10 protein-coding genes are annotated in these 13,915 nt (G+C 62.2%); 6 read left to right on the top strand and 4 right to left on the bottom strand.

The window, feature by feature from the left end; all coding sequences use genetic code 11:
- Positions 1–32: 32 nt before the first annotated feature.
- From L0962_RS17180 to ccoG, 3 genes are all read right to left on the bottom strand, one after another.
- Positions 33–2,699: a PhnD/SsuA/transferrin family substrate-binding protein gene (locus L0962_RS17180; RefSeq protein ID WP_234087736.1), complete on the bottom strand. Its 2,667-nt coding sequence runs from the start codon at positions 2,697–2,699 to the stop codon at positions 33–35.
- The gene (locus tag L0962_RS17175; protein ID WP_234087735.1) at positions 2,696–3,676 is read right to left on the bottom strand and encodes an ABC transporter substrate-binding protein; all 981 of its coding nucleotides are present in this window, start codon (positions 3,674–3,676) and stop codon (positions 2,696–2,698) included. The genes L0962_RS17180 and L0962_RS17175 overlap by 4 nt, the downstream gene beginning before the upstream one ends.
- Positions 3,677–3,805: 129 nt before the next feature.
- On the bottom strand, positions 3,806–5,215 hold the full coding sequence (gene ccoG / locus L0962_RS17170) for a cytochrome c oxidase accessory protein CcoG (protein WP_234087734.1): 1,410 nt from the start codon (positions 5,213–5,215) through the stop codon (positions 3,806–3,808).
- 308 nt (positions 5,216–5,523) lie between these two features.
- Here ccoG and L0962_RS17165 point away from each other — a divergent pair, with 308 nt between their 5' ends.
- From L0962_RS17165 to L0962_RS17155, 3 genes are all read left to right on the top strand, one after another.
- Positions 5,524–6,840: a sigma-54 interaction domain-containing protein gene (locus L0962_RS17165; RefSeq protein WP_367398038.1), complete on the top strand. Its 1,317-nt coding sequence runs from the start codon at positions 5,524–5,526 to the stop codon at positions 6,838–6,840.
- Between the two features lie 195 nt (positions 6,841–7,035).
- The gene (locus L0962_RS17160; RefSeq protein ID WP_234087728.1) at positions 7,036–8,907 is read left to right on the top strand and encodes a TolC family outer membrane protein; all 1,872 of its coding nucleotides are present in this window, start codon (positions 7,036–7,038) and stop codon (positions 8,905–8,907) included.
- Positions 8,904–9,809: an amino acid ABC transporter substrate-binding protein gene (locus L0962_RS17155; protein WP_234087727.1), complete on the top strand. Its 906-nt coding sequence runs from the start codon at positions 8,904–8,906 to the stop codon at positions 9,807–9,809. Before L0962_RS17160 ends, L0962_RS17155 begins: the two co-directional genes overlap by 4 nt.
- 50 nt (positions 9,810–9,859) lie before the next feature.
- On the opposite strand, the gene L0962_RS17150 is transcribed toward L0962_RS17155, so the two are convergent.
- On the bottom strand, positions 9,860–10,570 hold the full coding sequence (locus tag L0962_RS17150) for a response regulator transcription factor (RefSeq protein WP_234087725.1): 711 nt from the start codon (positions 10,568–10,570) through the stop codon (positions 9,860–9,862).
- Positions 10,571–10,734: 164 nt separating this feature from the next.
- Between L0962_RS17150 and L0962_RS17145 the strand changes: the two genes are divergently transcribed.
- The 3 genes from L0962_RS17145 to L0962_RS17135 are packed head-to-tail and all read left to right on the top strand — an operon-like array spanning position 10,735 to position 13,856.
- Positions 10,735–11,121 carry an Hpt domain-containing protein gene (locus L0962_RS17145; RefSeq protein ID WP_234087724.1) on the top strand — a complete coding sequence of 129 codons (387 nt, stop codon included), beginning with the start codon at positions 10,735–10,737 and terminating at the stop codon, positions 11,119–11,121.
- 3 nt (positions 11,122–11,124) lie between these two features.
- Positions 11,125–13,485: an ATP-binding protein gene (locus L0962_RS17140; protein ID WP_234087722.1), complete on the top strand. Its 2,361-nt coding sequence runs from the start codon at positions 11,125–11,127 to the stop codon at positions 13,483–13,485.
- The gene (locus L0962_RS17135) at positions 13,482–13,856 is read left to right on the top strand and encodes a response regulator (protein ID WP_234087721.1); all 375 of its coding nucleotides are present in this window, start codon (positions 13,482–13,484) and stop codon (positions 13,854–13,856) included. Before L0962_RS17140 ends, L0962_RS17135 begins: the two co-directional genes overlap by 4 nt.
- The last annotated feature ends 59 nt before the right edge of the window (positions 13,857–13,915 follow it).

Genomic DNA, 13,915 nt, shown 5'->3' with positions numbered 1-13,915 from the left:
GACCGCTCGCGCAAGCCTGCGGTCGACCGTCGTCAACCGGGATTTTTGTCCCGTTTCTCCAGCCAGCGGAGCAGGGTGGCATAGAGGCGCTCCGGATCGACCGGTTTGCCGATGAAATCGTTCATGCCCGCCGCCAGGCAGCGTTCACGGTCTTCTGCGAAGGTGTTGGCGGTCATCGCCAGAATCGGTATCCGGCGGCCGTTGGACAGTTCGCGAATGCAGCGCGTCGCCCCGAGGCCGTCCAGCCCCGGCATCTGCATGTCCATCAGGATCAGGTCGTATGCCTGCTGGCTGGCGAATTGCACGGCTTCCCGGCCGTCGACCGCGCAATCGACACGCAACCCGGCGTCGCTGAGCAGGTCGCGGGCGATTTCGCGGTTGACCGGTTCGTCTTCGGCGAGCAGCAGGCGGCTGCCGCCGTGTTGATTGATCAGCTTGTCGAGCGCGCTGCTCGCCAGTATCCGGACCGGTTCCGGCGCGGCCAGGGCGCGCCCGAGCCTCGCCGTGAACCAGAACGTGCTGCCGGCGCCGGGCTCGCTGTCGACGCCCGTCTCGCCCTGCATCAGCGCGGCCAGCTTGCGGGTGATTGCCAGTCCCAGGCCGCTGCCGCCGTAGCGCCGGGTGGTCGAGTTGTCGGCCTGTTCGAAGACTTGGAACAGGCGACCGGCGATCTCGGGAGCGATGCCGATGCCGGTGTCGCGTACCCAGAAACGGAGCAGGACATCGTCGGCGCCTTCCTCGATCAGTTCGCAACCCATGCGAACGCAGCCCTCGCTGGTGAACTTGATGGCGTTCGACAGATAGTTGAGCAGGCCCTGTTGCAGGCGCGTGACATCGCCACGCAGACGCAGCGCCGGCAATGGCGCGACTTCCAGCGGCAGTTGCTTGGCGGCGGCGCGATCGCTCATCATCGACGCGACGTTGGCGAAAAGTTCCTCCAGGGCGAAGTCGACCGTATCGAGCGAGAGTTTCCGGGCTTCGATCTTCGACAGGTCGAGGACGTCGTTGATCACCGACAGCAGGTGCTGGCCGGCATGATCGATCTTGTCCAGGCGCTCGGCCTGGTTCGGCGGCAGCCCTTCGCGCCGCATCACATAGGCGAGGCCGGTGATGGCGTTGAGCGGGGTGCGTATCTCGTGGCTCATGTTGGCCAGGAAAGCGCTCTTCGCCTGATTGGCGGCTTCGGCCTGGGCCAGCGCCGTCTGCAGTTCGGCGGTGCGCTGGTTGACCAGTTCTTCGAGTTGTTCCTGATGCCGGCGCAGGGCTTCTTCGGCGCGCACGCGCTCGGTGATGTCATGGCCGACCCCGAGCACCCCGATCAGCCGGCCGTCGTCGAGATACATCGGTGTCTTGGTGGTTTCCAGCAGGATTTTCCCGCCGTCATTGGCCAGCGTGATCCATTCTTCGTTGATGTGCGGCTTGCTGGCGGCAATCGCCGCCAGGTCGTTGGCCCGGAAGGCGTCGGCGATTTCCGGCGAGACGAAGTCGTAGTCGGTCTTGCCGAGGATGCGCTTTTCCGGGGCGCCGAAAAATAGCTCGAAGGCCGGGTTGCACGCCAGGTAGGCGCCTTCCGGATTCTTGAGCCAGACCAGGTCGGGCAGCGTCTGGATCAGGGTTTTCAGGACCTGTCTGTCGTGTTCCAGGCGGGCCGCGTAATCGGCTTCGTTGCGGCGCGCCTGGGCGAGGCGGCGGTTGCTCAGGCTGAGCTGGATGGCCAGGGCAATGATTGCCGCGCTGGCCAGGATGGCCGGCAGCAGAACGTTGCGGTAACGGTCCCAGACGTCCTGCCAGGTAAAGTGCGGCAAGCGGTCGAAAGGCGCCTGTCGCAATTCGCGCATGGCTTGCTCGACCGGCGTGTAGTCGGCGGCAGGGTTGAATCCCTGGATGCCGGCCTGACGGGCAGCCGGGTGCTCGGCGTCCAGCGACATCAGGGCGACGAGCACCTGACGGGCAAGCTTGCGGTCGACATGGGGCAGGGCGATGAAAGGCGATTCGGGATAGAGATGCGTGGATAGCTGGTAGGGATAGCCCGCGAGATGCTGGGCGTTGATGATCTTCAGGTCGTCGGGGCGCAGGCGCCCTTCGGCGATCATCGCCTCGATGACGCCGGTACGGACGAATCCGGCGTCGCTCCTGCCTTGCACGACGGCCTCGACGACCCGGTCGTGCGGTTGGCCGGTAAACAGGAAATCGATGTTGCGGGCGGCTATGCCGGCATGCTCGAGTTCGAGCCGCGGTGCCACATAGCTGCCGAGGTAGCCGGTGCCGGTCGAGGCGATCCGCAGGCCGCGCAGGTCGGCCAGCGATTCGATGTCGCTGCGCCCGCGTCGCGCGATGATGACGCCGCCCAGCCCCGGTGCGGGCAGGCCGTTTTCCAGGCGGGACAGTGTGGCGAGTGCGCTGGTCAGGACGCTGTTCTCGCGGATCTGGATGAAGTGCGTCGGATTGGTGAGCAGGAAATCGAGTTGGTTGTTGTGCAGTGCGGCATCGATTTCGTCCTGGCTGAGGACGCTCAACGCCACTTTCTGGCCGCCCAGCGCCTGGCTCAGGTAATCGGCCAGCGGTTGCCATTCCTGTTCGGTGATTTCTTTGGGACGGAAGGCGTAGATGCCGAGATGCAGCGGCGGCTCGGCGGTCCAGGCGGGGACGGTGGCGAGTGCCAGCAAGAGGGCGACGAGGCGGGGGCAGAGAAGGTTCATGATGCTTCGCTCGGCGGAAGATAGCCGGCGTCGACCAGCCCGCGCAGATTGTCGTTGCTGCCGATCAGGCCGTGGCGCTGGAGGATCTCGGCGATCGCCGGTGCGCTCCGCGCGATGCCGCCGTCGGCCGAGAGCAGCAGCCGGTTGTGTGGAATCCCGGGGAAATTCAGGCCGCGCAGGCTTTCCGGCACGGCGTCCACGGCCAGGCCGAAACGTTTGGCCAGGCGGTACGCGCTGTCCACGGGGTTGGCCTGCAGTTGCCTGAGTGCCCGGAAGTGGGCGGCGATCAGGCGACGCAGCGATTCCTGTTGCCCGGGGGTGATATCCGTCCGGACGGCCAGGACGTCGAAAATGCGTTCGGGGAAATCCCGGCTGTCGAGCAGCCGGATGGCGCCGGCCTTGCGCAACAGGCTGGCCGTCGGCTCGTAGGTGACGATCGCGTCCAGGTGACCGGCCTGCCATGTCAGCAGGTGGTCGTCGATGGTCAGCGGGACCTGGATCACGTCGCTCGGTGTCAGTCCGGCACGTTCGAGCAGCAGGGCGAGCATCAGGGCGCCGACGGCGGTTTTTTCCACGCCGATGCGTTGACCGCGCAATTCTGACGGTGCCGTGAGGGGGCGGCGCGTCAGTACGGCATCGGCACCGGCCGAGATGTCGAAGACCAGGACGATTTCCAGCGGAATGCCTTCGCTCCGGACCCGAAGGACCTCGTCCAGGGTCAGTGCCGCCCCCTGGATTTGACCGCGGCGCAAGGCATCGATCGATTCGGTGGCCGAACGGGTTTCCCGGAGCACGATCTCATCCGGCAGCCAGCCTTCGTCGCGGGCCATGAACATCAGTTCGTAACCCGGCCAGAGCTGGCTGGCGATACTTAGCCGCGCTGGAGAGGTGCAGGCGGTGACGAGGTTCAGCAACAAGGCGCCGCTGCCAGTGATCAGACGGCGGCGCGCGAATGACTGGGGAAATGATCGCGGCATCGTTTGTCCGGGTTTTATCTCCCGATGACTATAGAGCAAATCGATCCGATTTGCAGGCCAGTGGCGCGACGGTGAACGAAAAAAGGGCGGGAGTGGAACTCCCGCCCAAGCGGAGTCTGCCCCGGAGTTTCAGGGCAGGAGGAAAGAAGCCTTTTCACGCAGCGTAATGCTGCTGTTCTGCTCGGCGGTGATCGTGAAATGAATCGGGTTCGAGCCTTTCTTGCCCGATTCGGGCGGGGCGCTGACCACGGCGTTGAACGAGGTAAGTCCCGCCGCCTTGGCGTCGACTTCGTCGGGCCCGCTGATTTTCACTCCGTCCAGGCCGTCGACCGCAATCTTGTAACGATGGGGCTGTTCATCCGTATTCATGATCTGCAGCATGTAGACGTTTTCGATGCTGCCATCGTCCGCCTCTCGGGCCAGCACCGCCCGGTCGCGGATGATGTCCACCTTCAGCGGAATCCGGTGAATCAGGAACCAGCCGGCAATACAGGTGATCAGGATCAGGATGGCGGTATAGATCAGGATGCGCGGGCGAACGACGTGGCGCACGATGTCGGTCTGCGGCAGCTTCTGCTGCATGGCATTTTCGGTCGAGTAGCGGACCAGTCCGCGGGGCAGGCCGACCTTGTCCATCACCTGGTCGCAGACATCGACGCAGGCGGCGCAGCCGATGCACTCGTACTGCAAGCCATTGCGGATGTCGATGCCGGTCGGGCATACCACCACGCACTGACCGCAATCGACGCAGTCGCCGAGCTGGCGGGTATCGCTCCCTTTCTTGCGGGCGCCGCGCGGTTCGCCGCGTTCCGGGTCGTAGGTGATGATCAGGGTGTCGGGATCGAACATCACGCTCTGGAAGCGGGCGTACGGGCACATGTACTTGCACACCTGCTCGCGCATGAAACCGGCCATCAGGAAAGTGAAGCCGCCATAGAAGAAGATCCAGAAGGTTTCCCAGGGCCCCAGGGTGTTGGTGATGACGTTGTTGATCAGCTCGTGGACCGGCGTGAAATAGCCGACCAGCGTGAAGCCCGTCCATAGGGCGAGAATCCCCCAGAGCAGGAACTTGGTGGTCTTGATGCGGAACTTGCGCGCCGTCATCGGGCCCTTGTCCAGTTTCATGCGGGCATTGCGATCGCCTTCGACCCGGTTCTCGATCCACATGAACAGTTGGGTGTAGACCGTTTGCGGACATGCGTAACCGCAGAACAAGCGCCCGGCGACGGCCGTGACCAGAAACAGGGCATAGGCCGAGATGATCAACAGGATGGCCAGGTAGATGACATCCTGCGGCCAGAAGACCAGGCCGAAAATGTAGAACTTGCGTTCGACGAGATGGAACAGTAGCGCCTGTCGGCCATTCCACTCCAGCCAGAGACCACCGTAGAACAGCGCCTGGGTCAGGATGACCAGCACGATCCGCCAGTTGTCGAAATAACCGCGGACGCCCTTGGCGTAGATTTTTTTGCGTTTCTCGTATAACGAGACCTGGGGGGCAGTCGTTTCCTGACTGCTGCTGGCTTCCGGCTGGCTCATTGTTCCTCTGTCGATAAAAAGTCAATGGCGGAAACCGGGCCCGAGTACGAACGACGTCATCAAGCAAGCCTGCGGGGCGAACTAAAGGGGGAAATGCCGCCGCTCGGTGACTCCGGTGCGGAACATCACGTTCTGCGGGAGAGGCCCGGTATCCGTTCAATGTATTAACAAGATGCGTGCCTGTTGTCGTGATTCGGTTTTCGATCTTTGAATCAACGACTTGATTTTTGTTGTCATAAAAAAACGAGGGGTGTTTCGCTGTTTGTGCCAAAATTGGCGCCAGTTTTGTCATCACAGACGGAGTTGTCGTGGCCACGCATGCACTGGAAGAATTGATTTCCTTTCTCGAAGGCTTGCCGGAGCCTCGTATCCTGATGGATGCCGATTACCGGATCATGGCCGCCAATGCGGCTTATCACCGGGAGTTTGGCGGCGGGGATGTGCTTGTCGGCAGGCGCTGTTACGAAGTTTCGCATCACTTTCAGGTGCCCTGCGATCAGGCCGGGGAGTCTTGCCCCCTGCGCCGAAGCCTGGAGTCGGCCGAGTCGCAGACCGTATTGCATCTTCACCACACCCCGCGGGGCGAGGAACACGTGCTGGTGGAGACGGCGCCCGTACGCGACGAGAACGGCAAGGTTGCCTACTTCGTCGAAACCATGCACACCTTGCGCCAGGCGAGTACCCGACCGGTGGCCCAGGGGCTGGTCGGCCGGTCGCCGGCGTTCATGGGAATGCTGGAGAGGGTCCTCCGGGTCGCCAAGTCGAATGCTTCCGTACTGTTGCTGGGCGAGACCGGGACGGGCAAGGAATTGATCGCGCATGCCATCCATGAAGCGAGCGATCGGGCGGAGCGCCCTTTTGTTGCGGTCGACTGTGCCGGAATGACCGAAACGCTGTTCGAGGCAGAACTCTTCGGGTACGAAAAAGGGGCTTTTACCGGAGCGACATATCGCAAGGCCGGTCTGGTCGAAGTGGCTGCCGGCGGAACCCTGTTCCTCGATGAAATCGGAGAACTGCCGCTGGCCTTGCAGGTCAAGCTGCTGCGCCTGCTGGAAACGGGAACCTATCGGCGCGTCGGTGGGCTCGAATGGTTGCCTGCCGATTTCCGGCTGGTTTGCGCAACTCACCGCAACCTGAAGGAAATGGTGCGTAACGAAGTGTTCCGGCGGGATCTTTATTTCCGGATCAATGCCTTCCCCATCCATGTGCCGGCGCTGCATGAGCGGCCGGAAGACATTCCTTTGCTGGCCGAGTCGTTGCTGGCTCGTGTAGACCGGCGCAGTGGCCGGCGGTTCACGCCTGCGGCCCTGTCCTGGCTGGCCGGGCGTCGCTTTACCGGGAACATTCGGGAATTGCGCAATCTGATCGAACGGGCCTCGCTGCTGGCCGACGCCGAGCGGCTCGATGTCGGCCACGTCCGTGCCGGCGCCGATGACGACGATGAGGATATGGCGGCGCTGCCCGGCGACAAGGATTTCAGGATTTCCAGCCCGGTTTCGCTGAACGAACTGGAGCGGCGCTATCTCGCGTGGGTCACGGCAAACTGGCAAGGCGGGCATGACGAACTATCGATGACGCTTGGCGTCAGCGGGCGCACGCTTTATCGAAAACTGCCGAAGGGGTGATTTGTTTTTCTTGACATTGTTTCGGATTTAATGAAATTTATGCCGGTCCGTGTTGTTTGTTTTACCAAACCTTACAAAGTGCTCAGGAACTTGTTCTAGAATCCCGCTGGAATGCCGTTTTCTGATCCGTTAGGCGTCTTTTCTCGACACCCGATGCGGATTGTCACCCAACAATAAATCCTTGAGTTATATCCCATGAGACAGAAAATCCTGCCCCTGCTGCTGGCAACAATCGTGATTCCTGCATTTGCGCAGGAGACCGCAAAATCTCCCGATCTTCATTCCACGCTCAAACAGGTTGCCCAACAGGCCGTCCTGCAGAGCCCGGAAGTCACCACCAAGTGGCGTAACTACCGGGCGGCCGAGGAAGAAATCGGGGTTGCTCGCGGTGGATTCTTCCCGCGTGTCGATCTGACCGCCGGAAAAGGCCGTGAAAATCTGCAACAGGATCCGACCGCCAAGGAAAAATACACGCGTACCGGTTATGCCGTGACGCTGAATCAGATGCTGTTCGATGGCTTTGCAACCCGTAACGAGGTCCGTCGTCTGAACAAGGCGATGCTGGTCCGCTACTACGAGTTGCTGGAAGCCTCCGAAAACACTTCGCTGGAAGCGGCCAGGGCATATCTCGATGTGCTGCGCTACCGTTTCCTGTTGGACCTGGCTGAAGACAACTACGTCCAGCACAAGGCAACCTACGAGCAATTGCTGCGCAAGACCCAGTCCGGCGTCGGTCGCCGGGTCGATCTGGAGCAGGCGGGAAGCCGTCTGGCCCTGGCCGAAATCAACCTGGCTACCGAGTCCGCCAACCTGCATGATGTTTCGGCTCGCTACCAGCGTCTGGTCGGTACCCAGGCGCCCGATGTCATCTTCCCGCCGGCCCAGGCAAGCGCAGCTTTCCCGGAAAATGCCAAATCCGCGCTGGATATGCTGCACAAGAAGAACCCGACGCTGCATGCCGCCATCGAGAATATCGAGGCCGCCCAGTACGATCTTTACGTCAAGCGTGCGGCGTATTCTCCGAAGCTTGACCTGAGAGGACGCACCGAGAGCACCGAAAACTATCTCGGCAATCCGGGTGATCGCGATTACAACGTGGCGGAAGTCGTCGTTACGTGGAACTTGTTCAATGGCGGCTCCGATCGTGCGCGCGAAAAGCAGTTCATGGAACGCAAGCATCTTGCGATCGAAATGCGTGAAAAAGCCTGTCGCGATACGCGTCAAACCCTGTTGATCGCCTATAACGACGTCCTGCGCCTGCGCGAACAGTCGAATTACCTGGCGCAGCAGGTCAGCCTGCTGGAGAAGACCCGCGATGCCTATCGCGATCAGTTCAACGTTGGCCAACGCACCCTGCTCGACTTGCTGGATACCGAGAACGAACTGCTGTCGGCTCGTCGGGCCGCGGTCAACGCGGACAGCGACCTGACCCTGGCCTATCTGCGTACCTATGCCGGCATGGGGACCTTGCTTGAATTCCTGGGCCTGCAACGTCTAGATTCGCCGACGCCGGGTACCGACGAATTGGCCGAGGTCGATCCGAAGGATTTGTGTCCGGCGGATCCGGTTGCCGTGCTGCAACCGAACCGCGAAGCGCTCGACAGCAAGGCAATGGCGTCGCTGGAAGCACCCAAGGCCCCGGTCATTCTCCCTGCCACGGCACCTGCTGCATTGCCGGCTAGCGATGAAAGTGAAATTGCCGCCCGCATGAAGTCCTGGGCGGCAGCCTGGTCGGCCAAGGATTACTCCGCTTACAGCAGCTTCTATGCCCCGACGTTCACGCCGGACGGCGGCCTGTCGCGCGAGGACTGGGACCAGTTGCGTCGTGCCCGTATTTCGCCGCGTGAGCGGATTTCCGTCGAAGTCGAGGACATCCGCGTCCGCATGGATGGCACGGACCGTGCATTTGCCGAATTCCGCCAGACGTACCGCTCGAACATTTTCAACGATACGGTTTCCAAGACGCTGGAAATGATCAAGGTCAATGGCAAGTGGCTGATCAATCGTGAAAGCTCCGTGCCTTGCGCCGGGAATACCGTTGGTGGCTGCAAGGGCGGTGCAAAATGATGCGGCGCTTCCTGTCCGCCTTGTGCGGGATGCTCGCAGCCTGTGCCTGCCTTTCCGTGCAGGCGCAGGAAGTGCAATCCAGCCAGACTTTCGAGCGAGTCGCCAGGACAGGAACCATCTTTCTGGCGTATAGCGAAGGGGCGCCGCCGTTCTCATACGCATTGCCCGGGCAGGACAGGCCGCTCGGCTACAGTTGGGATGTCTGTTTGAGCATCGTCAAGCAGATCGAGGCTCGCATCGGCAAGTCGCTGACGGTGGTGCCGGTTGTTACCGGTACCAACAGCCGTTTCCTGACCGTCAAGGCGGGTATGGCCGAGTTGGAATGCGGGGCGACCACCAATACGGTCGCCCGTCAGAAGCTGGCCAATTTCTCCAATACGATCTACGTTGCCGAGACTCGTATCCTGGCCAAGTCGGATCTGGGAGCCAGAGGCTTTGCCGATCTGGCGGGCAAGCGGGTGGCAACCGTCAATGGATCGACCGCCGAGCGCCTCGTCCAGTTGGCCATGCTGCAGAGAGGTCTGGCGCTGACACTGGTGTCGACCCGTACCCAGGCGGAAGCGGTGCGCATGCTGGAGGCCGGCGAGGTCGATGCGATTGCCGGTGTCGATGCCGCGCTGGCATTGGCTCGGGCAAACAGCAAGCTGGCCGCGCAATTGACCTTGTTGCCGGAGAGCATGTCTGTCGAGCCTTACGGTCTGATGCTGCCGGTCAAGGATGCGGTGTTCAAGAAGTTCGTGGATGAGACTCTGGTCGGCATGATGAAGTCGGGCGAGCTCGCCGCGATCTACGACAAGTGGTTCGTTCAGCCGATCGCCCCGTGGGGTGTTTCATTGGGCTTGCCGCTCTCGGAATTGAACAAGGGAACGTTTGCCTATCCCAACGACCGACCGGCCAATTGACTCAGTTAGTCTGTCGCTTGCAGAAGGGGCCCGTCGGGCCCCTTTTTTCATCAGGGCAGAATGTCTACCGGCGCGATGAAGACATAGCCCTGAGAGCGCAATGTCTTGATGAATGCTCCGCCGTCCGCCTGTTTTCCAAGGATGCGCCGGATCTGGCTGACATGCACATCGATGATCCGGTCATAGGGCACGTATTCACGCTTCAGGACACGCGAGAGCTTTTCACGGGACAGCGGTTCGAACGGGTGAGCCAGGAAAGCATTGAGCAACGCGTAGCCCGATACGCCGAGCGGTGCCGGGCTGCCGTCGGCATGGTGCAACTCGCGGGAAGCGGTATCCAGCGTCCAGTCGCCGAAGCGTAAGCGACGGGCATCCACTTTGCTGTGCGAGTCGTTACGAATCTGGCTGCGGCGCAACAGGCTCCGGGTGCGTGCCAGCAGTTCCCGCATGTTGCAGGGTTTGGGCAGAAAGTCGTCGGCGCCGATTTCGATGCCGATGATCCGTTCGATCTCGTCCGAACGCGTCGAGTGGATCAGGACCGGGATCTCGGAATTCTGGCGCAGCTGCCGCAAGAGCTCCAGGCCGTCGGCATCGGGCAGGCTGAGGTCAAGAATCAGTACATCCGGCTTCGTCTCCAGCAGCTTCCACATGTCGGCGCCGGTTTCGGCAAAGGTGCTTTCAATACCGGCTGTAGCAAGTGTTGCGCTGATGACGTGGCGCGTGCCGGGGTCGTCTTCAACGATGAGAGCAGTCTGTGACATGGCCAGTGAGGGATATTCCGTGATGGTAGGCGAACGGATTGTAATCCAATGTAAAAGCTCTCGACCATTGTTGTCTTGCAGGCAGCGTGCTATTTACCTTTCTTAATCCTTCCCGTGCGCCAAGTAAGCGAAAATTCCCACTCTCTGCCAACCGGTTTCCCGCCATGATGTTCATTCCCCTGCAACTTGAAGGTTTCGATGTTCCGGATGCCGTTGCTCGCATGCTGGACCGGCCCGAGTTGTGGTGGCAGTCAGTCGGATTGTTCCTCGGGCACTTTGCCGATTGGAATGTTCGCTGGGCGGAGTCGCTCGGTGATCGCTCCGCCGAGCGGCGGTGCGTGCATGCGATACGCAGTGCTGCCACCAATATCGGCGCCATTGCGTTGGCCGAGCGGGCGGCGCGCCTGGAGTGCTGGTTGAACGATGAAACGGCAGATCCCGGTGGCGTGAAGGAATTGCGAGGCGAACTGGCTGAGGCGTTTGCAAGAACCTGGCAAGTCTGCAGCGAGGCCTGGCAGCAGTCCGGTGGCGAATTCGGCACGGTCGCCTGAGTGATGGAGCTGCCGTCGCTGCGACAACGTCTGGCCCGGATCAATTTCCGGGTGATGCTGCCGGCCTTTGTCGGGTTGTCGCTGCTGATTGCTGCAACGGGCACGTGGATCAGTCTGGTGGCGTTGAAGGACCGCGGGTTTGCCCGCCTGACGCTGCTCCAGGGCGTGATTGCAACGCAGGCGGATGGACTCGGCGTCGAGCTGCCCCCGCTGCTTGGCGCGATGCTCGATGCGATGCCGGAAAGCGTTGCCTTCGGCGTGCTTCGTCCGGATGGCGAACTGCTTGCCGTGTATGGCGATAGCGCCTTGCTGGCGGTGGATCGGATACCGCAGCAGCCGGTTAAGACCCAGGTGTTTGCCGGCGACCACATCATGCTCTACCAGCCGCTGTTCGATGCGGAAACGTTCCATGCCTGGGCGATCATGCGGCTGGATACGCTGCCGCTGTATCAGCGTCTGGCCTGGTTCATTGCCGCATTGTTGGTGCAGGTGGCGCTTGTCCTGCTGATCATCCTGCGACAGCAGCGCAAGCAGGTCGCTCAACTGATGCAGCCGTTCGATGAACTGGCGGCGCACATGAACGAAGTGCGCCTCGGCTATTCGGGAATCCGGGCGACACAAGGCGGTTTTGCCGAGGTCGACAAACTGGCCGACGGCTTCAATCAGATGGTCGCCCAGATCGAGGAGCGCGACCACTGGCTGAAGGTGCACCTCGGCAATCTAGAACAGATCGTCGAGCAGCGAACCCGCGAATTGCGTCAGGCCAAGGAAGCGGCGGAGGCTGGAAGCCGGGCGAAAAGCGAGTTTCTGGCAACGATGAGCCATGAGATCAGGACGCCGATGAACGGGGTGCTCGGCATGGCCGAATTGCTCCAGGAAACCGAGTTGACCGCAACACAGCAGCAGTTTGTCGACGCCGTGGCGCGGTCCGGCTATCACTTGCTGGGCATCATCAACGACATCCTCGATTTTTCGAAGATCGAATCGGGGCACCTGACGCTGGAGCAGGCGCCGTTCGACATGAGCAGCCTGCTCAAGGACTCGGCCGAGCTGTTTGCCGTTGCGGCGCGCCGCAAGGGCGTCGCGGTATTGCTCGAACTGCCTGCGGAACCGGTTCCTGCGTTTGTCGGCGATGCCTTGCGCGTCCGGCAGGTCGTGACCAATCTGCTGAACAATGCGATCAAATTCACCGATCAGGGCGAAATCCGCCTGACGCTGACGCTCGGTGCGCCCGGTGATGGTGCCCGGGCGATGAGCATTGCGGTCAGCGATACCGGGATCGGGATTCCGGCAGAGGCGCAGCAGAAGATTTTCGAGCATTTTGCGCAAGCCGACGGCGCAACCAGCCGCAAGTACGGCGGAACCGGTCTGGGGCTGGCGATCTGCCGCCAGCTGGTCGACATGATGGGTGGCTCGATCGCGGTCGATAGCCAGCCGGGCCAGGGTGCGCGGTTTACCGTCAGCCTCTCCCTGCCGGTGACGACGGCGCCGGTTTCGGGGGAGGGCGGGGATCTGCCGGTGCCCAGGCTGGATCCCGGCGTGCCGCCGTTCCGGTTGTGGGGGCGGGTGCTGGTCGTCGAGGACAACGAAAGCAACCAGATCGTTGCCCGTGCCCATCTCGAACGTTTCGGACTGCAGGTCGAGATGGTCGGCGACGGCCAGTTGGCACTCGACCGTCTGGCGCAGGAAAGCTTCGACCTGATCCTGCTCGATTGTCAGATGCCGGTGGTCGATGGCTTTGCCGTCTGCAGCGAAATCCGGCGACGGGAAGGTGACGGTCCGCACGTTCCAATCGTCGCGCTGACGGCCAATGCAATGCTGGACGACCGGCAGCGCTGCCTCGCTGCCGGGATGTCCGATTATCTGGCCAAACCCTACAGCGGCGCTGAAATAGCCAGCGTACTGGCGCGCTGGCTGCGGCCGGAGCGCCGCAAGGATCGTGCGGCCGGCGAGGCAGTCGAAGTCGTCGAGGTGACCGGCGGCGCGCACGAGTCGACACCGGGAATTGCCGGCCTTGCGGCGGTCGACCGCAGCGTTCTGGACCAGATGCGTGCGCTGTCCCCGGACGACGACAGCCTGGTGCAACAACTGCTGGGGGCCTTCCTCAACGGTGCTCGGGGCTATGTCGAAACGCTGGGCGCGCCGGCCGCCGAGTGCGACGAGATCGCGCGGGCGGCGCACGCGCTCAAGTCCGGCTGCTTCAACGTTGGTGCACTCGATCTTGCCGAACGTTGCAAGGTGGTCGAGGCGTGGGCCCGCGCCGGCGACGAAACCGCCGTCCGTGCCGCGCAGCCGGCACTGTTGCGCGCCTGGCTGCGGGCCGAGGCCGAACTGCAGGCCATGCTGGACGATATTGCGGCATGAATCCCGTCCTCTGTCGCGTCCTGGCGGCCGACGATGACCCGACGGTCGCCCTGTTGCTGCGCGCGACCCTGAAGGCGCCGGCCTTTGCTTTGACGGTGTTCGATAACGGCCTGGCTGCGGTCGACGCCTGCCGTCGGCAAATATTCGACATCGTCCTGCTCGACGTCGAAATGCCGGGCTTGGACGGCTTGGCGGCGGCGGCAGAAATCCGTGCGATGCGCGGCGCCGGTTTGCCCCTGGTGCTGGTGAGCGGGCGGGAAGATGCCCCTTTCATCGCCGAGTGCGAGCGGCTCGCTGCGCGCAGGCTGGCCAAGCCGGTCGACTGGCGGACCCTGGCGGAACGGCTGCGTGCCTGGTCCGGACAAGGCTGAAGCGGCTGCCATCATCGGCGAACTCGGGTTAGACTGAATCCCGGCCGTGATTGGCCGGC

This window comes from Azonexus sp. R2A61 (assembly GCF_021401135.1).
Taxonomy (GTDB): Bacteria; Pseudomonadota; Gammaproteobacteria; order Burkholderiales; family Rhodocyclaceae; genus Azonexus.
Note: the sequence above shows the minus strand (reverse complement) of the source record. Positions and strands in the feature narration are given on the sequence as shown.

Excerpts from the sequence above, each read along its gene's own strand:
- L0962_RS17180 (WP_234087736.1), bottom strand. The coding sequence starts at position 2,699 with ATGAACCTTCTCTGCCCCCGCCTCGTCGCCCTCTTGCTGGCACTCGCC.
- L0962_RS17175 (WP_234087735.1), bottom strand. The coding sequence starts at position 3,676 with ATGCCGCGATCATTTCCCCAGTCATTCGCGCGCCGCCGTCTGATCACT.
- ccoG (WP_234087734.1), bottom strand. The coding sequence starts at position 5,215 with ATGAGCCAGCCGGAAGCCAGCAGCAGTCAGGAAACGACTGCCCCCCAG.
- L0962_RS17160 (WP_234087728.1), top strand. The coding sequence starts at position 7,036 with ATGAGACAGAAAATCCTGCCCCTGCTGCTGGCAACAATCGTGATTCCT.
- L0962_RS17155 (WP_234087727.1), top strand. The coding sequence starts at position 8,904 with ATGATGCGGCGCTTCCTGTCCGCCTTGTGCGGGATGCTCGCAGCCTGT.
- L0962_RS17150 (WP_234087725.1), bottom strand. The coding sequence starts at position 10,570 with ATGTCACAGACTGCTCTCATCGTTGAAGACGACCCCGGCACGCGCCAC.
- L0962_RS17145 (WP_234087724.1), top strand. The coding sequence starts at position 10,735 with ATGATGTTCATTCCCCTGCAACTTGAAGGTTTCGATGTTCCGGATGCC.
- L0962_RS17140 (WP_234087722.1), top strand. The coding sequence starts at position 11,125 with ATGGAGCTGCCGTCGCTGCGACAACGTCTGGCCCGGATCAATTTCCGG.
- L0962_RS17135 (WP_234087721.1), top strand. The coding sequence starts at position 13,482 with ATGAATCCCGTCCTCTGTCGCGTCCTGGCGGCCGACGATGACCCGACG.